General features: G+C 53.1%; 20 protein-coding genes. All 20 read right to left on the bottom strand.

The window, feature by feature from the left end:
• Nucleotides 1–5: 5 nt before the first annotated feature.
• A complete protein-coding gene (locus AR688_RS03655) occupies nt 6–1,583 on the bottom strand; it encodes a general secretion pathway protein GspF (RefSeq protein WP_068229250.1) in 1,578 nt (525 codons plus the stop codon).
• Between the two features lie 10 nt (nt 1,584–1,593).
• The gene (locus AR688_RS03650; RefSeq protein ID WP_068229247.1) at nt 1,594–4,020 is read right to left on the bottom strand and encodes a LamG domain-containing protein; all 2,427 of its coding nucleotides are present in this window, start codon (nt 4,018–4,020) and stop codon (nt 1,594–1,596) included.
• 3 nt (nt 4,021–4,023) lie between these two features.
• The gene (locus AR688_RS03645) at nt 4,024–5,220 is read right to left on the bottom strand and encodes a hypothetical protein (RefSeq protein ID WP_068229244.1); all 1,197 of its coding nucleotides are present in this window, start codon (nt 5,218–5,220) and stop codon (nt 4,024–4,026) included.
• A gap of 23 nt (nt 5,221–5,243) precedes the next feature.
• On the bottom strand, nt 5,244–6,188 hold the full coding sequence (locus tag AR688_RS03640) for an AgmX/PglI C-terminal domain-containing protein (RefSeq protein WP_156420198.1): 945 nt from the start codon (nt 6,186–6,188) through the stop codon (nt 5,244–5,246).
• The gene (locus tag AR688_RS03635) at nt 6,185–6,706 is read right to left on the bottom strand and encodes an ExbD/TolR family protein (RefSeq protein WP_068229241.1); all 522 of its coding nucleotides are present in this window, start codon (nt 6,704–6,706) and stop codon (nt 6,185–6,187) included. Before AR688_RS03635 ends, AR688_RS03640 begins: the two co-directional genes overlap by 4 nt.
• Complete coding sequence (locus AR688_RS03630) at nt 6,703–7,221, bottom strand: biopolymer transporter ExbD (protein ID WP_082694662.1); 519 nt, start codon at nt 7,219–7,221, stop codon at nt 6,703–6,705. The genes AR688_RS03635 and AR688_RS03630 overlap by 4 nt, the downstream gene beginning before the upstream one ends.
• A complete protein-coding gene (locus AR688_RS03625; RefSeq protein ID WP_068229238.1) occupies nt 7,205–7,864 on the bottom strand; it encodes a MotA/TolQ/ExbB proton channel family protein in 660 nt (219 codons plus the stop codon). The genes AR688_RS03630 and AR688_RS03625 overlap by 17 nt, the downstream gene beginning before the upstream one ends.
• 13 nt (nt 7,865–7,877) lie before the next feature.
• Complete coding sequence (locus tag AR688_RS03620; protein ID WP_068229235.1) at nt 7,878–8,180, bottom strand: hypothetical protein; 303 nt, start codon at nt 8,178–8,180, stop codon at nt 7,878–7,880.
• Nucleotides 8,173–8,781 (bottom strand): tetratricopeptide repeat protein, encoded by a 609-nt coding sequence (locus AR688_RS03615; protein ID WP_068229232.1) that lies wholly within the window; start codon nt 8,779–8,781, stop codon nt 8,173–8,175. Before AR688_RS03615 ends, AR688_RS03620 begins: the two co-directional genes overlap by 8 nt.
• Nucleotides 8,768–11,638: a tetratricopeptide repeat protein gene (locus AR688_RS03610; protein ID WP_068229229.1), complete on the bottom strand. Its 2,871-nt coding sequence runs from the start codon at nt 11,636–11,638 to the stop codon at nt 8,768–8,770. The genes AR688_RS03615 and AR688_RS03610 overlap by 14 nt, the downstream gene beginning before the upstream one ends.
• On the bottom strand, nt 11,635–13,482 hold the full coding sequence (locus AR688_RS03605) for a hypothetical protein (protein WP_068229226.1): 1,848 nt from the start codon (nt 13,480–13,482) through the stop codon (nt 11,635–11,637). The genes AR688_RS03610 and AR688_RS03605 overlap by 4 nt, the downstream gene beginning before the upstream one ends.
• Nucleotides 13,467–13,973, bottom strand: coding sequence for an AraC family transcriptional regulator (locus AR688_RS03600; RefSeq protein WP_068229223.1), 507 nt, complete (start codon nt 13,971–13,973; stop codon nt 13,467–13,469). The genes AR688_RS03605 and AR688_RS03600 overlap by 16 nt, the downstream gene beginning before the upstream one ends.
• A 29-nt stretch (nt 13,974–14,002) precedes the next feature.
• Nucleotides 14,003–15,133 carry a DUF3570 domain-containing protein gene (locus AR688_RS03595; protein ID WP_231731912.1) on the bottom strand — a complete coding sequence of 377 codons (1,131 nt, stop codon included), beginning with the start codon at nt 15,131–15,133 and terminating at the stop codon, nt 14,003–14,005.
• Complete coding sequence (locus tag AR688_RS03590; RefSeq protein ID WP_231731910.1) at nt 15,120–15,344, bottom strand: DUF4266 domain-containing protein; 225 nt, start codon at nt 15,342–15,344, stop codon at nt 15,120–15,122. Before AR688_RS03590 ends, AR688_RS03595 begins: the two co-directional genes overlap by 14 nt.
• On the bottom strand, nt 15,337–15,819 hold the full coding sequence (locus AR688_RS03585; RefSeq protein ID WP_068229217.1) for a TlpA family protein disulfide reductase: 483 nt from the start codon (nt 15,817–15,819) through the stop codon (nt 15,337–15,339). Before AR688_RS03585 ends, AR688_RS03590 begins: the two co-directional genes overlap by 8 nt.
• A gap of 20 nt (nt 15,820–15,839) precedes the next feature.
• A complete protein-coding gene (locus tag AR688_RS03580; protein ID WP_068229214.1) occupies nt 15,840–16,454 on the bottom strand; it encodes an outer membrane beta-barrel domain-containing protein in 615 nt (204 codons plus the stop codon).
• Entirely contained in the window at nt 16,424–17,146 is a 723-nt protein-coding gene (locus AR688_RS03575; protein ID WP_068229211.1) for an outer membrane beta-barrel protein, read from the bottom strand. The genes AR688_RS03580 and AR688_RS03575 overlap by 31 nt, the downstream gene beginning before the upstream one ends.
• On the bottom strand, nt 17,147–19,759 hold the full coding sequence (locus AR688_RS03570) for a hypothetical protein (RefSeq protein ID WP_231731908.1): 2,613 nt from the start codon (nt 19,757–19,759) through the stop codon (nt 17,147–17,149).
• A gap of 160 nt (nt 19,760–19,919) precedes the next feature.
• Nucleotides 19,920–20,963, bottom strand: a complete 1,044-nt coding sequence (gene recA, locus AR688_RS03565; protein ID WP_068231126.1) for a recombinase RecA — start codon at nt 20,961–20,963, stop codon at nt 19,920–19,922.
• 62 nt (nt 20,964–21,025) lie between these two features.
• Nucleotides 21,026–21,523: a CinA family protein gene (locus AR688_RS03560; protein ID WP_068229208.1), complete on the bottom strand. Its 498-nt coding sequence runs from the start codon at nt 21,521–21,523 to the stop codon at nt 21,026–21,028.
• Between the last annotated feature and the right edge of the window lie 15 nt (nt 21,524–21,538).

The following is a 21,538-nucleotide window of genomic DNA, read 5'->3' as shown; positions in this document are numbered from 1 at the left end:
AATAGCTAAACAATAGGCTCAAATGCTGTAAGGCGGTCAATACTGGCAGCATTACCTAAACCATGAAACGGTGCCACTTCGGCCAGACGGTTTTGCTCACCGCTTAGTGCCAGATAGTTTAACAGCACTGTTTGCACCAGCAGGTTAACGTTGTTCGCTGCCACCGATGAGCCGGTTTCTACCGACGCATCCGGCCGCATAAAGCCAATTTGCTGATGTCTGGCCTGCTCCGCCGTGGTACCACCCAGCAAAGAGGGGCGGCCATTGGGGCTGTATACCAGCAGAAAAGAGGCAGCAGTGGAGGAGTTATCGCCAGTCCACTCGCCTTTACCCCGACCTGCTTCTGAATCGTCAATACGGCCGTTGCTGTCTACCGAGCCATCACTGTACACATAAATCATCAGCGGCTGGTTCATTCTTGCGGCATATTCCAGGCAGGCGCCAATACAACGGCCGGCGCGTAAATCGCGCAGCTCACCGGTACCGCGTTCACCGGTGTGGTAGTCGTAACCCCCAATGGTGATGGAACCCGCACCGGCAAAGCCATTTACCACCAGCTTCATTACCGAAGCGGTTTTACGAAACTCGGCATCGCCGTTAAATTCTGCCGCGCTAAAAATACCGGCCGCACCGACAATATCCACATCAGCGGCCGGATCCAGTGTCGCCGGGTTACCAAAGCGATCGGCCAGATCAGCACTTTTTACATAACCACAGCGGATCAGATCTTTAATCACCGCATCGCGGCTGATATTGGTATTAACCCGGCTTAGTTTGCTGTCGCTGATGCGCTGCACAGATTCCATCACCGCCACGGCATCATTTTGGTTTAACAGGCCGAACAAATCGCCAACATCAACCAGGCCGGTAACATCACTTGGCCGGTCAATTTTGGTCGGCCGCAGTTCGGCATTATAAAACTCCATTGGTGCCATAGAGTTAGCGCCGGAATCTGAATTGCGCGACCCTACCAATGGCATTAATGAACCGCTGGCACCGGCTTTGGCAATAGCGTACATCGGGTTATGCGGGTTATTGCCGGTATCGTTTTCCGAGCGTGACGGTAACACAGCGCCATTGGTCATGGCTTGGGTAGCCAAAGTGGTACGCTCTAAAATGCCGGCCAGCATTTGTGAATCGCTGTGAAACGCCAACCCCAGCTGATTATTAACAAAGCCCCCGGCCGGGTTAGCGGCATTAACTGCTGTTGGCACCATATCCGGCGGCAGGCCCAGTTTACTGTAGCCCTGCACCGATAAAAAATCGAGCTGGCCCCCTGCACCGCCCACCAACACATTAGAACCGGCAATATTGGCGCCACCGGCTAAGTCGAAGCAAATAAACGGAATTTTACCAGCGCCCTGCACATTAATACCGCACAGCTGTTTTAGCGCTTCTAAATCAGGTGATAACTGCGCCTGTGCTTTACCGGGGTTAGCAAACATGCCAAATACCGAGCCAGTGGTTAGCACTGCAGCGCCGTAACTTAAACCACAGGCGATAAAGTCGCGTCGGCTTACCGGTTTACTGTGGCAGGCATGCAGCAACGGGCTGTCGGGGTGCAAAGGTTTTGCTCTTTTCATCTTTTATCTCCTACTGCACCAGCAGTTCTGCACTGGCCAGTACCGCAGTACAGGCCGCTTTGGCAATGGTAAGGCTGCGGTCACTGCTACAAGCGCCGCTGCAGGTGCTTAAGCGGGTGATCAGCGCATCCAGTTCAGCTTCAACATCGGCCGGCGATGCTGAGCTTGCCGGTGACAACGGCATTAACCGGTTAAGTAGCGGCTGCACAACCAACGGCCGGTTAGCCAGGCTGTAGGTGATAGCCGGGCTGGCACTAAAATCTGCCGCCGGGAACCAGCTTTGGCGCAAACTGGTATCTTCAATAGCGGCATTACAGTAAGCGATAGCTAACTGCGTGATCGCCATCTGCTGCGCCGAGACAAAGGTATCGATAGCCTCAGCTGCCGGTAACTGCCGCTGTATGGTCTGGTAAATGTCTGCTACCGCGCTTTGTTCTTGTGCTACGCCGGTCAGCGCGCTCATACTGGCATGAATTTCTGCAAAGGTTCTCAGGCCAATATCACTACTCTCTCTGGTGCTGGCGGTAATCTGTTGCACCGGCACACTGATGCCGGTGCGCACATTTTCCAGCTCGCCAATACGGCCGAACGATAAAAAGAACTCGTCGCTGGCCGCGCCTTGCTCAGCAGCAATAATAGTGCCCTGCGCCGACAACTCGGCCCCTTCTGACAGTGGCGTGCCGGATGCCAGGTTAAAACGTTGTTTTAGCCAGCTCTGGCCGGTTACCGCTTCTTGACCGTTAATGCCTATCGCCATGCCGCTAATCGTCAGTGCCTGTGGCAGGCTGCGCCCCTCCAGATTTACCAGATAGGGCGAGTTAAACAGATAAGAGTAATTATCAAACTGGGCTACCTCAAACACAATATAACTGTCGGGCAGGTTAATCAGCTCGCCAACGCCAAATAACAGGTAAAACTTCTGCCCGACACCAACATTATAGTTTTGCTGAATTTGCGCTGCAGTTAAGGCTTTATTGTGAATAGCCAGCAAGCGCATGGTGCCCTGCCATTGGCGGTTGCCGTTGGCTTCGTTACCGACAATCAGCGCATAGCTGTCATCCCAGTTACGGATAGCATCTGCGGTGTCGCGCGCACCGCTGTCCTGGCCATTGATATAAATGCGCCGGCCGTTTACCGGGTCTTGTGTCAGCACCACATGCTGCAATGTAGCCTGCAGCAGTTGATCGGCATCTGCTGTGCTTAATGCCGGCAAACCGGCAAAATCCGTGGCGGCAGAGCGCAGTAAAAAGTTGTAGTTGTACTGTGTCTGGCCCAGCGTAAAGTTACGCTCGGTGCTGCTGCCAGCATAGCTGACAATAGCGGCCGGGCCTTCCTGCGTCACATTAGCCGGCACTACCCAGGCTTCTACCGTCATTTCACCGGTGGCGCTGATAAGCCGGGCCAGCTTGTTGCTATTTTGCGTGCTGGCCTGCGCCCGGCCACTGTTAATCTGAATACCCCAGCCGGTTACCCAGCCAATATCACCCTGCAGGCTTAAATTTGCCGCTGGCTCTACGCCTGAGGTGTCGTAGGCAATAGCGCCACTGCCGGTTTTAAACTGATAAAACGCAATCTGGTTAGCTTCAAAGCGGCCACCACTGGAGGCCACCACACCATCGTCCAGCCGCAAAGCCTTAGACGGCACTAATGCCGGGTCAAGTTCAGTTAGCTCAACACTGTCGGCTATCTGGCGCACCGCTGCCAGCATAGTGGCCGCATCATCGTCACAGTTTGACCAGCAGTTATGAAACTCTCCCGCCAGCCGGGCAACAAAGCGCGACAGTTCTGGGCTGTCGAGGTTAATCAGTTTACGGCTGGCCTGATAGGCCGCGGCAAGATCGCTGTCGGCAAAAAATGGCGACTGGGTTTGTGGTGCATCCGGCGCGTGGCAGTTTACACAGTGCTGGCGCAGCAGCGGATACACCGAACCGCCAAACAAGGTGGCATCGTCCGGCAACGCTTTGCTGGCACCGGGCTCGCGCACCGGCGGCGCAACCAGGGTTACGGTAGCGCTTTGGGTGTCGGTGCTGTTAGCCCAGTTACGCACCCACTGCGCCATAGTGTCGGCACAGGCACTGTCGCTGGCCTGCCAGCAATTATGGCCACCGGCCAGTTTAGTTACCAGCAGCGATTGCGCCGGATCGGCCAGATTAACCAGCGGGGTGGCAGCAGCATAGGCCAGGTTAATATCGTCGTTACGGGCAAAAAATGGCGCGGTATTACCGGCAACATGACAGGCACCGCAGCGGTTACCGGCGGCGATATTATCCCACAGCGTAAGTTTAAACAGCTGGATATCAGCCGTTTGCGGTGCAGGCCCGGTGTAATTAACATTGTCTTCCTGTACCGGTGGTGGCGGGTTTTGCTCTACTTCTGCCCCACCGCAACCGGCTAACAACAGGCTTAACGCCAGTAATGGGAGTAAAAATAACTTCATCGGTTAGTCTCCCATACAATAAGTAGCGGTGTCGGCAAACACCTGTTTCAGGCGGTAACCGCCACTGCGAAAACTGTCGGTAATGCTGTGCAGTGCAGCCACATCACTGAGGTTTTCCGGCTCGCGCAGGCACACCGTACGAAATACCTTTTTTACCTGGCACTGAGCAAAAGCAGCGCTGTTGGCCAGCTCCTGACCCAGGCTTCTGGCGCCGTTACCTTCACCCGGCAGGCTGTTATCCCAGCCCAGCGCCTGGTTTTGTCCTTCGCGCCAGTAGTTAGTCCAGCTGTCGTCCTGTGTGCGAAAGCCATAAGGGAAGGTGCCGGCATTGATATGGTATTTGGGTTGCACCCGGCTTTGGGTGCTTTCATTTTGCGTGCCGCTTTGCTGATAAAAAACCCGGCCGTTGCTGCCGCTTTCATCAGTAAACTGATAATCGTAATAGGCAAAGGCTTGCGCCAACGAGTCCATGCCGGCGTGACAGCCGACACAGCGGTTGTTAAAAATACGGCTGTCACCACCGGGGCTGCGGCTGACATCCTGCCGGATCCGGTCGGTTGGCGTGGTGATATCCTGCAGCGGCTCTAAGTCGGTGCACAGTTGGCTCATCAGCGTAAAACGAAACATGGCGCGGTTAGTGCCAAGGTAAAAAAATGCCTTCGCGGCGGCGCGACTGGTCATTACCCCCGCGGCTGCATCTGCCGGAATACCATTTAACGTGCTTTGCGCCCGAGGCTGTAAGTGCTGGGCTAAATCGACGGCTTCGCGCTCCAGCGCCAGATAGTGTTCGTTATTGTTACTTTGATACTGCGGTAAACCCAGGCTGTCGGCACCGACATATAAAATGTCGGTTTGCAGCAACTGGCGAAAATCTACATCATCTCGCACCAGACCGATCACGGTGGCGCTGTAATCGTTCAGCGGCTCGAACACATCCAGCTCGCGGTTGGTTGCCGCTGAGGCAAATAACTTCAGCGTTGTGCGGTAAAAATCCGGGTGCTGCATGGCCAGCTCCGCTGCCGCCGTGGCATTACCGCCATCAATCAGCGCCTGCATCTGGCTTAAGGTGGCGGCATCTGCCGGTACACCTGCGATACGGTCATGCAGCCTTTTTGCCTGCTCCAGTGAACCGGCCTGCGCCATCGCAGCAAAGAGCAAACTGCCAAAAACCATTACTCTGACATAGCCTAGATAACGCATTTTTATCACCTCCGGCTGTGTTATCAGCCCGGTAAAAATTCTACTGTCCACCGTGAACGGGTTAAAGCTACAGCTTCAGCACCAAAATTAACGGAACCTAAGCGCAGCACCAACTGCCGCTCCAGCTTGCTGTCGTTAAGCTCACTTTGCACTATGGTAACTTCTGCCAGGCTACCGTCTGGCTTAATAACCAGCTCAAACACCACCTTGCCTTTTAGTAAAGGGTTAGCACGTAAAGCCCGGCTGTACAGCGTGTACAAGCTGCTTTTATTTGCTTCCAGCACCCGACGGATAGCCGCTTCTGAGCGGCCCTGCCCGGCGCTGTTAGTGCTGGCATTGGCATTGCTGCGGCTTTGCTGCTCAGCGCTGCCGGTGGCCGATAAGCCCTTTAGTTCAGCTTCGGCCAGCGCGGTCGTGCCGGTATCAGCCAGTTCAGAACGTGCTATATCGCCAGCCACTGCAGCCGCCTGCGCCGCCGCAAATTGTTTACTGGCGTCATTGCGCAGCAGCTTACGCTCTACCTGGGTAGCTTGTTGTTCACCGCTGCTTTTTACCTGTGGTGCGGTATTGTTCAGCAGAAAGCTTTGCCTAAGCTCTGCCAAATCATCTTTCATTGCCAGCAAACCGGCCTGCTGCGCCTGTTCACGCGCACGTTGTGGGTCCGGCTTTACCGGTTCAGCGACGGCGGGCACAGGTTCGGTTACGGCAACCGGCTCGGGTTTTGGCTGTGGCAACGGTTCCTGCACGGGTGGCGGCTCTGGTGGCGGTGGGGCTTTGCGCTCTTCCAGCACTACCCGCGCCAGCTGCGGCGGCAGTTGCTCCTGTACTTGCCGGCTACGCTCTGGCACTGTCAGCGCGGGTATCAGTACCGCAAATATCAGCCATAGCGCAAAACCCAGCCATAACAGCCGGTAAAAGCGCTTATCTTCAAATTGCCAACTGCTGTCAGTCAGGATCGCTGCTGTCATGGCGCCTCCACAGCTGGCGCCATAGCTTCCACCGCCAGCGATAAATCGCGGTATTCGGTAGCAGCACAAATAGCCATTAACTGGCGCAGCAGCGCATAAGGCGTAGCAGCATCACCCAGTATCGTCAGCGCCCGGCCAACCGGCTGTTGCTCTGGCGCTAAAGGCCCGGCCCGGTTGGCCAGATAATTCAGCTCGACAGTTAACGCCTCAGTAAGCTCAGGCAGCCAGTTGTTGCTGTCTTGCTGCCAATCGCCCTGCCACACCGGTTTACCCTGCACCAGCACACCGTTGGTGGTAATGGTTAACATCACTTTTTCGCTGGGTAACTGCTCAGATACTGAACGCGGTAAGTTGATCTCTTTATTGCTTTGCAGCACTTTAACTTCAGACTGGTTCACCATTAAAAAGAATACCAGTATGGTGAAAATATCCATCAGCGCGACCAGGTTCAGTTTACCAGCCTGCGCCAAACGTTGGTTCTGCCGCTCTAAGCGTTTGGCGCGAAATGACATTTTCATTCACTGCCCTCCGCTTTGGGTAACTCGCCCAGTGATATTTGCGGAAATAGCTCTGCATCTACCAACTGCGCGGCTACCACGGCTTTAAACGAGCGCACGGTGTCCATTGCCGTTACCAGCGTCTGGTAGTCCAGATCGTCGGGTGCCAGAATGGTAATATCTTGTTTTTTTATCTGTTTTTGCGAAAAGGTTAGCTTTAAATCCTGTAAATACAGGCTAAGCGCGGCAAAATCCAGCCTGCCTTGCTCTGTCAGTTCAAATACCCGCAGCGGTTCACCGGCCGGATAATTCAGCCGCAGCCTGTCGGCGTGAATTTCCAGTTCCAGTTGCTGCGGCTGTTCTTGCTCTTGCTGCAGTTGCTGTTCGCTTAATGGCGGCAGCTGAATATTCAGCACGCGAATTTGCGCAAACACCAGGCTTAGCAGTAATACCGGCACCAGCACGATCATCAGGTTCATAAAGGACGTGATATCAAGCTCGGCATCGGCAAGGGGTGCTTTACGCCTTTTTATCATCCGCGCCACCATCAGTTTGTTTGGCAATACTGTTCATCAGCTTAATGCCGACCATTTCCATGGTATCGATAATGCTGGCTGTTTTGCCCTGCAGTAAGGCATGGACAAACACCAGTGGAATGGCGGTAATAAGGCCAAAGGCGGTGGTGTTCATTGCTACCGAAATACTCGATGACAGCAAGCTGGCTTTCTCTGAAGGATCAGCATTGGCTACCGCCGAAAACGCGGCAATTAAACCCATAATGGTCCCCAGCAGGCCAAGCAAAGTGGCTACGTTGGCCAGGGTGGCCAGAAAAGGTGTGCGTTTTTGCAGACGCAGACTGTATTCCAGTACCACTTCTTCCATCGCGTACTCCATATCTTCACGCTTGGACGATGAGCGCAGCCGGTGTACGCCACTGGCCAGCATCGCCAGAATTGGAGCACTACTGCTGGCGGCCAGTTGTACAATGCGGCTGGTGTCGGCCTGTGCTACTGCACTTTGTACCTGCGCCATAGCGCGCTGGTTTACGCCATACACACTGCGTAAAAACCACCAGCGTTCAACGGCAATAACGATGCCAAGCACCAGGATAAAGGCGATAGGGTAAATAAATACGCCGCCTTCCTGTAAAAACCGAACCATGCCGTTTAACAACTCCATGAAAAATGTCCTCTTATTGCTTTTGTGGATTAACTGTTGGGGTAGCCGCGCCAGCCTGGTTGCCCTGCTGTACAGCGATAAAACGTAAAAATTGCTGCCGATCCAGTGGCGACAGTGCCGGTGCCTGCTGGGTTAATGGCTCACCGGGAATGCGGATCACGCTAACCGGGCTTTGCCACGGCAGCACATAAATGGTTTTCGGTTGCTCCTGATTACCACTAATAGTGCTTTCCACCTGTACCTGCTGCGTGCGCTGTTGCGCCAGCAGGCTAAAACTGGCCACTAACACTATGCCAACTAACATCAGCCTATTCATTCGCTGCCTCCTGATCCAATTGTTGTTCCAGCAGTGCCAGCCAGGCTTTCGCCTGCTCATCTTGCGTCATGGCATAGTATTGCTGGTAGTGGTAATGCGCCGCTAGCGGCTGGCCGAGGTACAGCTCATATAAAAATGCCAGATTTTTATGCACTATGGCGTAATCTGGTTGTGCCTGTAACGCCCGCTGAAAATGCCGCTCAGCCTGGCGAAAGTTACCTTGCTGGCGGGCCAAAATACCTAGCAAATTATGGCTGGCACTGTGAGCGGCAGAGGCATGCACCGCCTGTTGCAGGCTGCTTTGTGCGCTGGCAGCATCACCACTGTGCCACTGGCTTAACGCCAGGTTATACCAGATACCGGCAAAGCTGCTTTGCTGCGTTGCCAGCGCACTGAAGATGTTTTGCGCCGCACTATACTGGCCGGCGACTAACAACGCTTTGCCCTCATCAAACTGTTGCTGCTGTAAAGCGCTTAACTGCGGTGCTGCAACAACAGGTGTTACAGGGGCAGTATTTACCGGCAACTGGCTGCAAGCGGCCAGGCTGCATAAGGCTGCTGCCAGAAAATACTTAACCAAAGCAGGCTTAATCAGCGGCATCGGCTACTCCGGTATAGGCTTCGGTTTTATTAAATTTGGCCGGCAGCAACTGCGCCAACCGGATAAAACTTTGCTGCACCCAACTGTCCCATACCTGCTGTTGAGTCAGGCGGGTATTTTGCTGGTAAATAGCAATGGCTTGCTCTTCAAACGGAAACGCCTGCTCTTCCAGCAATAGCTCGTATTCTTCCAGCGCCAGCTCGTCCAGCCCTTTGGGCCGGTCTGACTGCAGCAAAGCCGTGGCCATTTGCTGATATAACTCCGCTACTCTGAACTGGGCTTCACTAACCATTGAGGCCACGCCATAGCTAATGGCTTGCTCATAGTGCTTAATAGCACCACTCATATGCTGACGTTTTTGTTGTAAGCTTTGCCGCAGCGGATGGCTAAGCCTGATTGCGGCAAATAAACTGCTTTCGTGCTGCCCCAGTTGCAGCAACGCCTGCGCCGCTAACTGCTGGGTACGCTCGTTTCCTTCGCTGGCAAACTGTTGCTCAAAGCTGGCAATTTTTTCCCGCCAGAAATTTTGCCGCGACAGATCCCGCTGCGCCTGATACAGCTGCACCAGTTGATAACGCGCTTCCTGCGCCAACAGATGCGGCTGCGGATAACGGTTGGCATAGCTGCGCCAGGCATCAAGCGCTTTGTCGTTACTGTTAGCGCGCTGATAATACTGTGCAGCCAGGTACAGGGCTTCGCGCTGTTGCTGCACATCACCTTCGCTGCTCAGTGCTATTAGCTGAGCGGCGGCTTTGTCCCATTGCTCTGCTTGCTCGTAACTGTCCAGCAGCAGTGCTTTGGCGGCCACCGTGCGCTCAGTACCAGGATAACGCTGAATAAAAGCACTTAGCAGCGTAATTGCTGCCGGATAATCCCTGGCCGCCAGCTGTAATTCTATTTGCTGATAAGCCGCGGCTTCGTGATATTCCGACTGCGGCAATGCGCTTAACAAACGCTGTAAATGTGCCTGCACTGCTACTAAAGTTGCATCTTTTTGCTGTGCCTGCTGATAAATACTGGACGCCAGTTGTGCCGTTAACAGTTCGCGGCGATCTGCTGACAAGGTTTGCTGTAATAGCGAGTTAATACTCTGCTCTGCAGCGGCATATTGCTTTAGTGCCAGCTCGCTCTGGCTTTGTAAAAACTGCGCTTCCTGCACTAATGCGCGCTGGCTTGGCGCTGCTGAGTTTTGCGTAGCTGAGTTATTCGTAGCTGAGCTTTGCAGATTATCGCCCCAGTTAATCACATCAGCGCTGTGTAGCAGTACGGCATGGTAATCCTGCTCGCTATAACGTTGTTGCAGCTGTTGCAACGCCACTTGCTGTGCTGCAGGGTGCTGGCGGTGCTGCGCCACAAAACGGCTTTGCTGTTGCCACAGAGCCAGTGCTGCTGCGTCACTTTGAGACGATAACTGCTCGCTGAGCAGTAAAGCTTTATAAGCGGCATCCTGCGCACTAAACAAGCTGGCATCGGTTAATGGCGCTTGGTAGCCAAGCCAGGTATAAAGCTCAAGCGCGGCATCATACTGGCCAGCACCGGCATAAGATTCTGCCAGCAGGTAGCTTAAGTCCGCCTGCGGGTAGCTAGTATCCGCAGGCGGGTGCGCGCTGTTTGGCGTTTGCTGCAGTACTGTCAGCATGGCTTGCCAAAGCGGTATGGCCGCGGCAAAGCCGGTTATTCTCTCCCCGCCCTGCAACGCCGTGGCGCGGGCATAATGGGCGCGGGCAAAGTAATCCAGATACTGCAGCAATAATGGTTGCACTTGCGCCAGCTCGGCGCTGCGGGCCTGCTGCCAGAATGCTGAGCCGGGGCCAAACAGGCTGATATATTCCTGCTGCGCGCTAAGGGCTAAATCGGCTTCACCTGACGCCAGATAATGTTCAATCAGCAGCAGCTGAAATTCTGCTGCGGTGATGGTTGCCGGGTAATGCTGAATAAACAGCCGGTAACTTTGCAGGCTTTCGCTCAGCAATTGTTTTTCTGCTAAAAAACGCGCCAGTGTCTGATACAGCTCGGCCACATACACCACTGAGCGCTCACCACTGCGATAAGGCACCCGTTGTAATAGTGCCTGCAGGCTTTGGCCTTGTTGCTGATAACTGAGTGAAATGCTTAAGGTCCGCAGTACTTCACTGCGCAGGCTTTGCTGTGGCTGGGTGTTTTCTGTCAGCAGTAATTCAGTATAGGTATCATCCAGCAGATGCAAAAACTGCTCATCGGCCTGTTCAAACTGCTGTAATTTAAAGTAACTCCAGCCAGCCATATAACGGGCGTGCTGCTTTAAGGTCAGGTCGGTGCCGTTCAGCACGGCTAAATAGGCAGCTAAGGCGGCCTCGTAATCAGCAAAGCTGTAGTGAATATCGGCTTTACGAAACCATACTTCGCTGGCAAAGGGTGAAGATGGGTAATCGCGCAGCAAAATATCCAACTGCTGCAGGCAGGCGTTTTGCTCGGCCAGTAAATCGTAACTGCGCGCCAGCTGATAGCGGATAAGCTCGTTGTTTGGTTCTTGCGGATAATCACGCAGCAGTTGCTCGTAGCGCTGCACTAAAGCACGCAGTGCAGTTTGCTCCTGTGCCGTTGGCAGCTCAGATTGTTCCAGTTGGCTGGTGTGCATTTGCGATAAGCGATACAAAATACGCTTACGCGTTTGTTCGGCTGGCTGCATGCTGAGTATCTGCTGGTATATCAGATCCAGTTGTTGCTCGCTTACGCTAAGATCAGCAGACAGCATGCTGCGATCAAACGCCGGTAAATCCGCCAGTCGCGGCCGTTTGTTTTGCTCGGGCACTGAACTACAGCTTTGTAGCAGTAAACTACAGGCTGCGGCCAGCACACTAATGCGTAACAGGCTCATGGCTGGCCTCCGCTGTTAGCGGCACGCTTTAGCAATACCAGTTCCATCACCCGGGCCAGTGATTCTTTATTGTGCCGCTGCAACTGTTGCAACCGCGCGATATCTTGCTGGCGGTGCTGTTGTAACCGCTGATTCAGCTGCGCCAGTAATTGCTGTTGCTGGCTTAACAGCGCCAGGTTCAGCTGTTGCTGCTGCGCGCTTAATTCGGTTAAGCGTTGCTGTTGCCGACGCAGCCGGTCAGTTTGTGTGCCTTGCCGGCGCAGTGCCTGTAAGCGGTTATCCAGCTCAGTAAGCGCCATGCTGATTTGCTGCTGCAACCGGCTAAGCTGATATTGCTGCGCGGCGCTATCTTCATAATATTGCCACTGCAACAAACCACGCAGCCGGGTCAGGCGCTGACTGTAAGTGTCGGCCTGCTCAGGCGGTAACTGCTGTAAATGTTGCCCGGCACGCTGCAGCCTGCTTACCTGCTGGTACAGCTTGCCCTGTGTCAGAGCCAGCGGCAGGCTATTGTCTGTTAATGCGCTGATTTGCTGCTGTACTGCCGCAAACTCACCCTGCAATTGCTGGCGCCGTGCACTAAGCTGTGGCAACTGGCTGCTGAGTAATTGTTGTTGCTGGTTTAACTTAAACTCAGCCGTTTGCTGCAAGCTCGTCAGCCGCTGCTGGCGCTCTGGTGCAGCCGTAAGCTGTTGCTGTAGCGCAATAATATCCTGCTGTAGCCGGTACAGATTGTTGTCGTTAGTTAACTGTAATTGCTGCCACTGGCTGGCACCTTGCACCACTTGCTGCACCTGAAGCGGATTCGCCTGCTGATTAATCAGCTGGTATTGCTGCTGATAGTAATTGTCGGCCCAGTTGTAAGCGGCCAGCGCATCATCGGGCTGCAATGCCCGCTCTAACTGCTCGCCGATGCGGGTTGCCGCTTGCCAGGCCGTGTTGCTAAACGGTTGCTGACGGATCTGTTGCTGCAATACTGCCAGCAAAGCCGGAATATGCCGCTGCTCGGTAAGAATATAGCTATATAGCTCCAGCGCATTGCTGCTAAGCACACTGTCGCGGCCAAAGTTAGCCAGAATAGCATCGGCTGCGGCATAATCCTGCAGCTGAATATGCAGCTGGGCCTGAGTAAGCTGTAGGTAATCATCCAGCGCCTGCTTTTCGTCATCAGGATAAACAAAACCATCAGGCCGGCTAAGTAAACTCCAGCGTCCGGAAAACAGCTGTTGCCAGAAGCCTTGCTCAGCTGGCGTGACAAATTGCTGCTGCAACCCGGCCAGCCAGTTAAGCGCCTGTTCTGGCTGCTGCTTTGCCAGCACCAGCGCCTGATTACTGATGACATAAGGCATTTCTGGCTGATCTGCCAGTGAGACAAAATCCGGCTGGGGCGGCACACTGATATCCGGCCAGTGAATAAGCTGGCTTAGCAGTTGCTGCTGGCCGCGCCAGGCACCATCGGCGGTAATATTCACCTGCTCCAGATACTGGCGGGCAGCGGTTTTATTGCCCAGTTCTAACTGATAACGGGCAAACTGCAATAAGGCAATATTTTTCAGAGCCTGAGGTACGGCGTTATCATCTGCAGGCTGTGCCAACACCTGTTCCAGCGCAGTAGCAGCATGTTGCGGCATAGCCAGTTGCAAATACAAACCGGCTTCCAGTAAGCGGATGCGGCCATCCTGCTGCGGCGCCAGTTGCAGCGCTTCAAGCGCGCTGGCAGGTTGTTGCTGATAAAAGGCCCACGCCGCCTGGCGATAATGTTTTTCGCTAAGCGATACCGGCTCTGCCATCACAAAAACAGATAGCAATACCAGGCTGACGGGCACTATCAGTCGTTTGACCATGGCTGCACAATAAATTCAGGTTGATAATCACTGCTGCGATCTTTTACCTGCAGCTCCAGCAATACGGCATCTTCTGCTTTATTAAAGCGGTAACTTACTGCACGGCGGTAGTCGCGGTTGTCCGGCCCTTTGCCAACAAATACCGCCGTCAGGTTATGCTCTCCGGCTTTAACATTGCCTTTGTACAACGGCTGGATAGCACCACGTTTTAGCGCATCCCACTGCTGAGCAGTGTATAAATGGCCCTCTACCGGTTTGTCGTTCAGCATTAGCTCAACACTGTCGAGCTGGAAAAACTGGCCGCTGTCTACCGACAAAAACACAGCAAGTTGAGTTTGCGGTGGAAATAACAATTCTTCCTCCAGCAAAAACAGCTCGCGGTTTAACTGAATAACCTGCTGTTTCAGCTGCTCCAGCTGATCACTGGCGGGCGTATTGGCACCTGCCTGGGCGCTTAGCAACAGCAAACAACTTAGTAGTAGCGCTCTCATTATTTTGTCCTGTTAAAAAGTAAGCCCGGTTAAAAATACAGACTAAAAAACGCCCGCAACACATTGGCGTCCAGCCGGTACAGTGGCTCCAGGCCAACGTCGGTGTCGGTGGCGGTTACATCACGAAAATTGTTATAGCTAAAGCGGATGTGGTCCCACTGCAGGTTAAGTTCGGGTTTGGCCAGTGGCCAAAAGTCCCAGCCCGGCAGGCGGTAACTGGCCCCGACGCCAAAAGTCCAGTTGGTAAAGTCGCTCAGCTCTTTGTCACGCGCCATAAAGTTTTGCTGGCTGGCAAAATCAAATAAGTCACGGTAAAACTCGGCCTGGCTTTGGCTGTACCAGCGTATTTTCGCGTCCAGCGTCCAGCGCTGGCTAAGCGGGTGCACATATTCCAGCTCGGCATCCAGTGCACGGATATCCCAACTGTCCTGATAATGGCGCAGGTTAAAGCTAAGTGCAGCGCGATAGGGCAAATACACTTTGTTTACCACGGCAACTGCCAGTGAATTACGGGTAGAGGGATACACCTCGCTTTGATAGCCATAGCCGAGCGGCTCGGTATTATCACGGTAACGCACACTGCGATAAGGGTTATTTAAAAAGCCTTCGTCTAAATCAACCTGCACATTCAGGGCGCTGATCCAGTTGCTGCTTAGCACCTGGGTCCAGCCCAGTTTGTAGTTGTAGCGTTTTACGCTTTCGCTAAAACTTTCATCGCCGTTGCGGCCGACGTCGTCATCGCCAAGACCAGCCTCCAGGCTAAGGGTGGTCATGCCGCCAAAGGTGTCATGAGCTATAGCAAAAGACACCGATTTAGCCTTGTAATCATCTTCGTCGCTTTGGGCGTAGTTGGCGCTTAAAATGCTGTTACCTGCCAAATAATCAATGCCAACACGCTTTTCATGGCGTGTTTCGCTATAAGCCGACGCTGTGGCTACCACATCAATAGAGGCGCCGGATACGGTATCAATATAGTAATAGGCCGATAACGACACCGCCTGACCGGCTTTTTTACGCAGCATCACCGCCGGGCCATCAATAGACACACCACCGCCCTGATAGCTGTGGTACATCAGATCAGCCCTGTCTTCCGGCAATACTGCCGCCTGCGCTACTGAACACATAAAGCACAGTAATGCTAACAGCCTAGTTACAGCCACAACCACCGCCTCCGCTGCCATTTGCGCCTTTGGCGGCTTCACGTGAGTCCTGCACGTGGGCAACATGCTGCAATGCCACCGGATGGCGGCCGAACGCCATGATCGGATCGGCCAGTTTGTCGCGCTCGTAGGGTTTTACCCAAGGCTCCATACCGGCACAGCCACTGAGTAACAGTAGCACCGCTGCGGCGCTTAGCAGATGTTTATTCACGTAATAAACCTTTGATGTCGTCTTCATATTTTTTTTCATACCCCGGCTTATATCCGCGGTGCACACTGCGCACCTTACCGTCTTTATCCAATATCACTGTGGTGGGCATCGCCTCTACGCGATAATCTTTCGACACACTGTTATCAACATCAAACAGAATAGGAAACGCCACCTGCACCTTGCTCAGGTAGGCTTTGGCGGCGGAGTTGTCACTTTCGACATTCACGCCCCAAACCTGCACCCCCAGCATCTGGTATTTTTGCGCCAGTTTGTCCAGCGCCGGCATTTCCTGAATACAGGGGCCGCACCAACTGGCCCAGAAATTAATAAGCATAATGTCGCCACGTTGCTCGGCTAAACGCAGGTTATTGCCATCCAGTGCCTTTAAGGTGAAATCGGGTGCGGTTTGCGCCTGCACCGTAGCTGACAACCCCAGTGCCAGTAGCAGCATGCTGCTTTGTATTAATCGTTTCATTACTACCTCTGTATCAACAACTAGAAATACACCGCCATACCCAAAGCCAGGCTAAGGTTATGTGTGGTTTTGCTGCGCGCCAGTATGGTGGTTTCAAAAATATAGTCGCTAAAGGTCAGCTCAAGCGCCAGCCAGTCTGTGGCGTATAGTTTGAACTGGCTGCCCAGTTGCAGCGCGAATACCTTATCTCCGGCAAAATCGACATTTCCACCACCGGCAAATACCGACAGGCCGCTGTTCATCGCGTAGTTACGGTTTAAAAACACTTCGCCCGGTAACAGCACATAGCCGATATGAGCGCCGTAATAACGCCACTCGCGTTCGCTGTCGGTCAGCAGTGGCGCCGCGCCGCTCAGCTCTTCAAACGAGGTGCGCCCAGCTTTAGCCATGGCGTACTCGGCGCTCAGGTAAAAGTCTTCGTTAATGTGGTAACTAAGCTGCAATGCACCCAGTGCACTGCTGCCAAAATCTTCAATATTGATCATGCCGCCATGCAGGCCCAGCAACCAGTTTTCGCTATCCAGCACGTTTTCGCTGATACTGCTTTGGTTGATATCCGGCTCAACCTGCTGTGCATAAGCCAGAGCGGGTGCCAGACCCAGCACTAAAAAAATACGCTGAAACCAAGTTTCCATGTGTCTATCTCTTCGTTGTCATTGCGATCGGTAACGATAATACTGCGCCGGTAACCGGCACGGGCGATAAAATTACGGCGAAGGTAATAACGTACCCCCAACTCAGCACTGGCCAGGCTGTTATTACGATCCGGCGTTTGCACCAGCACCGTTCGCGGCGTGGTACGCAGCACACCACCGCCGATGCCAAAATAAGGTGACCAGCGCCAGTGTGGCATCGGGCTTAAATACACGCTTAGCTCGGCTGACAGGTTGTCAGCCTGATCTCCATTAGCCTGCCCTACCGCCAGCTCGGTTTGCACATAGGGGCTAAACAAATACGCCAGCGACAGCTGATAAAAACTGCTGCCGTTAAAGTCGCCAAACATAAAGCCCGCTTCAAGCGAACGCTGCTCATACAATGCTATGCGCTCATCCGACACAGTGAATGTCTGCTGTTGTAGCGTAACCAATTGCGTCAGATCAGCTCGCGCCAGCCAGTACTGCTGTTGTTTAAACTCTACCTGTACCCAGTCGGTCCGGCGTTTATTGAGTACTAACGCCTCACCTTTAATGGCTACCTGCACGATGGGGTAACCGCGGCCGGGGCCGGAATGCAAATTGACAAAGTCGCCGCTTACTTTAACAGCGACTGTTTCAGCCATTAACTGCAGGCTTAATACACTAAGAAGTAACATTAATAGCCGTATCATTTATTGCTCCGGCACGGCAAAAGGCGAGTTGTAATACTGTGCACCAATATCCAGCCAGTCGGCCAGCAGTTTAAGCTCGGTGGCTGTTAAATAACCCTGATGGCTGCCAGTATTACCAAATAAACTGAAAAATGCGCCACTGCCCACAGCGCTGCCAGCGCGCATGGCGGGGGTAACCGCCACTGTTACCATCACAGGAATGGGATTGCCGTTGTCATCAAGTACCAGATTGCCGGCGCCGTCGGTAACAAACAGCAAATTACCGTCAGCATCGGTAGCCTGCACCAGGCGATCAACCAGCACAGCGCCCACCAGCTCCTGCTCGTTATCGGCACTTAACAGTTCGCGGTAACTGCGATAATGCTCAGCTTGCAGATCTGACGGCTCTGCATCCAGTTCCAGTTGTGCCAAAGGTACCCGGCTATCGCCGTTAGCATCGGTTCTGCTATGGCAACTGACACAGGTATGATCGGCAATCAGTTCGTTACTATCCGGATCAAAGCGGCGCCGATCTTCCTGCCACAGTGGTTGAATATGGGTTGGGTAATCTATGCGTAACCGGCAACTGGCCAGCCACTGCGAAAAGCACTCCAGCCCGGCCGGTAAAGTTGTGGTCAGATCCTGCAGGCTGATCTGCACAGCTGCATCCGGCGCACGCCTGGCCGGATCGGTCCAGATATCTAAATACTGCAATGCTTCGCTAAGCTCTGGTATGCCATTTAACCTGGCGGCGGTTTGCGCCATGGTTTCACCGGGCTGCGCCAGCAATTGCGGATTAGCATTAGGGAAGGCAGCCAAACCTGCTGCTCCGGCATTAGCACTGGCCGCTTCACCTTCGCCGTTTACTCTGCCATGCGGCGCGGTACTTTGCGGCGTATGGCAGCCATTGCAGCTAAGCGTTTCGCCGGGGCGCAGTGTTATCCATTGCTGGTGCAATGCAGAAACAGCCTGGCCTTCGCCATTAAGCACCGCCAGATTAAATGGCACATTGGCGGGTACTTTTACCTGCACAGAGCCATCGGGCTCAATGGCAACAGTACCCAGAATCTCGCGCATCAACTGACGGCGGCTAACGCCAAAGGCAAAGTCTGGTGTGTCCAGCACCTCTTCTGGCGGCAAAGGCACACCGCGTGCCAGCCGTAAAAACCGCGCGGGGCGCTGCGTAGCATTGCTTTGCATCGGATCAGACAACCGGGCAATATCCACCTCAGCCACACCGGCAAAATCATATACGCTACGAATATCCAGCACGGCGGCATTTTGCGCAGCCAGCTCTGCGTCCAGCAATGGATTTGCCGGTAAAAAAGCGCCGGCAGTGTAAGGTTGCAACACGACAGGCTCTGTTACCAATACCCCTTCCTGGCCGGGCCGCACCGGCACCTGAGTTTGCTTTTGTGTATCAAACAACCATAAACCGTACAAAGGTTCTGCCAGTTCCAGCCCGGCATCTTCTGCCACCTGAGCACAACTTAAGATGGTTTCTTCCTGCACCACGCGACACGGTGACCAACTCACCAGATAACGGCCAGTGCCATCTTTCAGTGCAGCGTAGCTATTAACTGCCCCGGCACGCTCGGCGCGGCTGGTATTGTCAAACGCCCAGGCAAATAATGGTGTCTGCGCTGGCATATTCAGTGTTTCACCTGCCAGGGCTTGCTCATTGTCACTGGCAAGATCCAGTGCCACACGTTGTGGCCAGCTGTTGTAATAAGGTGCATCTACCCCGGCCAGAGCCAGAGACACAGCGCCATCATCCAGCACTGTCGCCTTAGCAAACTCCACTGCCGATTGCTCCGCCCCGCTGTTATGCGAATGCCAGCCATACACCAGTTGGTTCTCGCTGCCATCGGGCCGCATACGATACCAGTTAAGCATTGAGCGATCGCTCTGGTTGTCCCAGCGGCTATATAAAATATGGCCATCGTCCAGTACTACCGGATAGAGGTCGTGGCTCAGGTTAAAACTCAGTTGGCTAATATTGCTGCCATCGGCATTCATAACATGCAGGTTAAACGCTGGCGAGTTTATGTCTTCATCCAACGCCGTATATTGCGGCTTAAACTCATCTAATAAAATTTGCCGGGAAATAATCTGCCGGGTAGAACTGAAAATAATACGGCCATCAGGTAAAAATGCCGGGCTGATATCATGGCCGCGCTGGGCCAGTTGTGTATCGGCAATTAACGGGCTAACCGTTTTACTGGCAACGTCGTAACGCCATAAATCCCACTTCGGCTGCAGCTCATCGGCAACATTGGGTAATTGCGGCGCGCGCAGGGCAAACAACAAGGTAGTGCCATCTGGCGAAGCGGCTAAATCTTTTACATCGTATAGGGAATTTTCGGTAAACAGGCTGGCAGTAAGATCGGTTTCAGCTGACTGGGCAAACGCATTTTGCTTAAGTACTAACCGTGCACCGGGATTAAAGGCTGAAGGGTCAAACAAATTGCTTTGATAGCGTTCGTCGTCAACCAGTAACGGGCGTTCAACAAAAGCGAGGGCAATTTCCTGCACTACCGGATCGGTGGGTTCATCCTGTACGCTGATATCTGCTTTGCATGCTACCAGTACAATACAAACTGCGATAAGGCATAGCCTTGTTATTATTATCATTATTCTGATACCGGCTACCGTTTACTGCTTGTTTACGTTTTGGGAGCAACAAAACTGGCTAAGTCAACAGCTTATCGCTGCATGAACAACAGAGCAAGTTAAAATTTATCACAAAAAAAGCCAGCTTAAGCTGGCTTTATTAACGGCAGATGAACACGACTTATAAGTCGGCTTCAAACGCCTCTGGTATGCTTTCTTCAATCGGTTTTTCACCCGGCTTTAACAACAGGCGCGAACGCAGCTCTTTTTCAATTTCGTCAGCAACAGGTTGGTTATCTGCCAAAAACTTCATCGCATTTGCCTTACCCTGGCCAATTTTATTGCCCTGATACGCATACCAGGCACCGGCTTTATCTACTAAGCCCTGGGCTACACCTAAATCAATCAGTTCGCCCAGCTTATTAATGCCGGCACCGTACTGAATAATAAACTCGGCTTGTTTAAACGGTGGCGCCACTTTGTTTTTCACTACTTTAACGCGGGTTTCGTTACCGGTAATTTCATCACCGTCTTTTACCGAGCCAATACGGCGGATATCTAAGCGCACAGAAGCGTAGAATTTCAGCGCATTACCACCGGTAGTGGTTTCCGGGTTACCGAACATGACACCGATCTTCATGCGGATTTGGTTGATAAAAATACACAAAGTATTAGAGCGTTTAATATTACCGGTTAGCTTACGCAGTGCCTGTGACATTAAGCGGGCTTGCAGGCCCATATGGCTGTCGCCCATGTCACCTTCAATTTCAGCTTTTGGCGTTAAAGCAGCTACCGAGTCGACTACTACAACATCTACTGCAGCAGAGCGCACTAACATGTCACAAATTTCCAGTGCCTGCTCACCGGTATCCGGCTGCGATACCAGCAGGTCTTCTACCTTAACACCCAGCTTTTTGGCATAAACCGGGTCCAGCGCATGCTCGGCATCGATAAAAGCACAGGTTTTACCGGCTTTTTGCGCTTCAGCAATAACCTGTAAGGTTAAGGTAGTTTTACCAGACGACTCCGGGCCATAAATTTCGACGATACGGCCATAAGGTAAACCGCCGATGCCCAGTGCAATATCCAGCCCCAGTGAACCGGTAGATACGGCAGCAATATCCAGCGCGGTGCTATCACCCAAACGCATAATAGAACCTTTACCGAACTGACGTTCAATTTGACCTAAGGCGGCAGTGAGCGCTTTTTGTTTGTTGTCGTCCATTTTTATATCCATGGTTGAGCCGGGCTTGCCGGACAATTAACACTGTATGCTCGTACAGTAGTCTAGTTTGCTAAAGCTGTCAACAGCTCAATGCTTTGTTTGAGGGCGTAATCGATGGCTTGCTGGCGTACCTGTTGGCGATCACCGGCAAATACCAAATGGCTGCTGGCTACATTACCATTAAGGTAAAAGCCAAAACACACAGTGCCCACCGGCTTATATACTGAGCCGCCATCCGGGCCGGCAATACCGGACACGGCAATGGCCATATTCGCATTGGCAGCTTTGGCAGCGCCTTCGGCCATTTCACGTACGGTTTCTTCACTCACCGCACCAAACTGTAGCAAAGTTGCGCTGCGCACAGCCAGTAATTGCTGCTTGGCTTTGTTGCTATAGGTAATAAAGCCGCGGTCAACATAAGCTGAACTGCCGGGTACTGCGGTTAACCAGTAACCTATACCACCGCCGGTACAGGATTCAGCAGTGGTGATAGTCCATTTTTTCTGCACCAGTAACTGCCCAAGCTGTGCTGCCAGTGTCATACTGTCTGCGGTCGCCATAATTCACCTACATCG

It is taken from the genome of Rheinheimera sp. EpRS3 (assembly GCF_001513785.1).
Classification (GTDB): Bacteria; Pseudomonadota; Gammaproteobacteria; order Enterobacterales; family Alteromonadaceae; genus Alishewanella.
Note: the sequence above shows the minus strand (reverse complement) of the source record. Positions and strands in the feature narration are given on the sequence as shown.

Coding starts and splice junctions, on each gene's coding strand:
- AR688_RS03655 (WP_068229250.1), bottom strand. CDS start 1,583: ATGAAAAGAGCAAAACCTTTGCACCCCGACAGCCCGTTGCTGCATGCC.
- AR688_RS03650 (WP_068229247.1), bottom strand. CDS start 4,020: ATGAAGTTATTTTTACTCCCATTACTGGCGTTAAGCCTGTTGTTAGCC.
- AR688_RS03645 (WP_068229244.1), bottom strand. CDS start 5,220: ATGCGTTATCTAGGCTATGTCAGAGTAATGGTTTTTGGCAGTTTGCTC.
- AR688_RS03640 (WP_156420198.1), bottom strand. CDS start 6,188: ATGACAGCAGCGATCCTGACTGACAGCAGTTGGCAATTTGAAGATAAG.
- AR688_RS03635 (WP_068229241.1), bottom strand. CDS start 6,706: ATGAAAATGTCATTTCGCGCCAAACGCTTAGAGCGGCAGAACCAACGT.
- AR688_RS03630 (WP_082694662.1), bottom strand. CDS start 7,221: ATGATAAAAAGGCGTAAAGCACCCCTTGCCGATGCCGAGCTTGATATC.
- AR688_RS03625 (WP_068229238.1), bottom strand. CDS start 7,864: ATGGAGTTGTTAAACGGCATGGTTCGGTTTTTACAGGAAGGCGGCGTA.
- AR688_RS03620 (WP_068229235.1), bottom strand. CDS start 8,180: ATGAATAGGCTGATGTTAGTTGGCATAGTGTTAGTGGCCAGTTTTAGC.
- AR688_RS03615 (WP_068229232.1), bottom strand. CDS start 8,781: ATGCCGCTGATTAAGCCTGCTTTGGTTAAGTATTTTCTGGCAGCAGCC.
- AR688_RS03610 (WP_068229229.1), bottom strand. CDS start 11,638: ATGAGCCTGTTACGCATTAGTGTGCTGGCCGCAGCCTGTAGTTTACTG.
- AR688_RS03605 (WP_068229226.1), bottom strand. CDS start 13,482: ATGGTCAAACGACTGATAGTGCCCGTCAGCCTGGTATTGCTATCTGTT.
- AR688_RS03600 (WP_068229223.1), bottom strand. CDS start 13,973: ATGAGAGCGCTACTACTAAGTTGTTTGCTGTTGCTAAGCGCCCAGGCA.
- AR688_RS03585 (WP_068229217.1), bottom strand. CDS start 15,819: ATGAAACGATTAATACAAAGCAGCATGCTGCTACTGGCACTGGGGTTG.
- AR688_RS03580 (WP_068229214.1), bottom strand. CDS start 16,454: ATGGAAACTTGGTTTCAGCGTATTTTTTTAGTGCTGGGTCTGGCACCC.
- AR688_RS03575 (WP_068229211.1), bottom strand. CDS start 17,146: ATGATACGGCTATTAATGTTACTTCTTAGTGTATTAAGCCTGCAGTTA.
- AR688_RS03570 (WP_231731908.1), bottom strand. CDS start 19,759: ATGATAATAATAACAAGGCTATGCCTTATCGCAGTTTGTATTGTACTG.
- recA (WP_068231126.1), bottom strand. CDS start 20,963: ATGGACGACAACAAACAAAAAGCGCTCACTGCCGCCTTAGGTCAAATT.
- AR688_RS03560 (WP_068229208.1), bottom strand. CDS start 21,523: ATGGCGACCGCAGACAGTATGACACTGGCAGCACAGCTTGGGCAGTTA.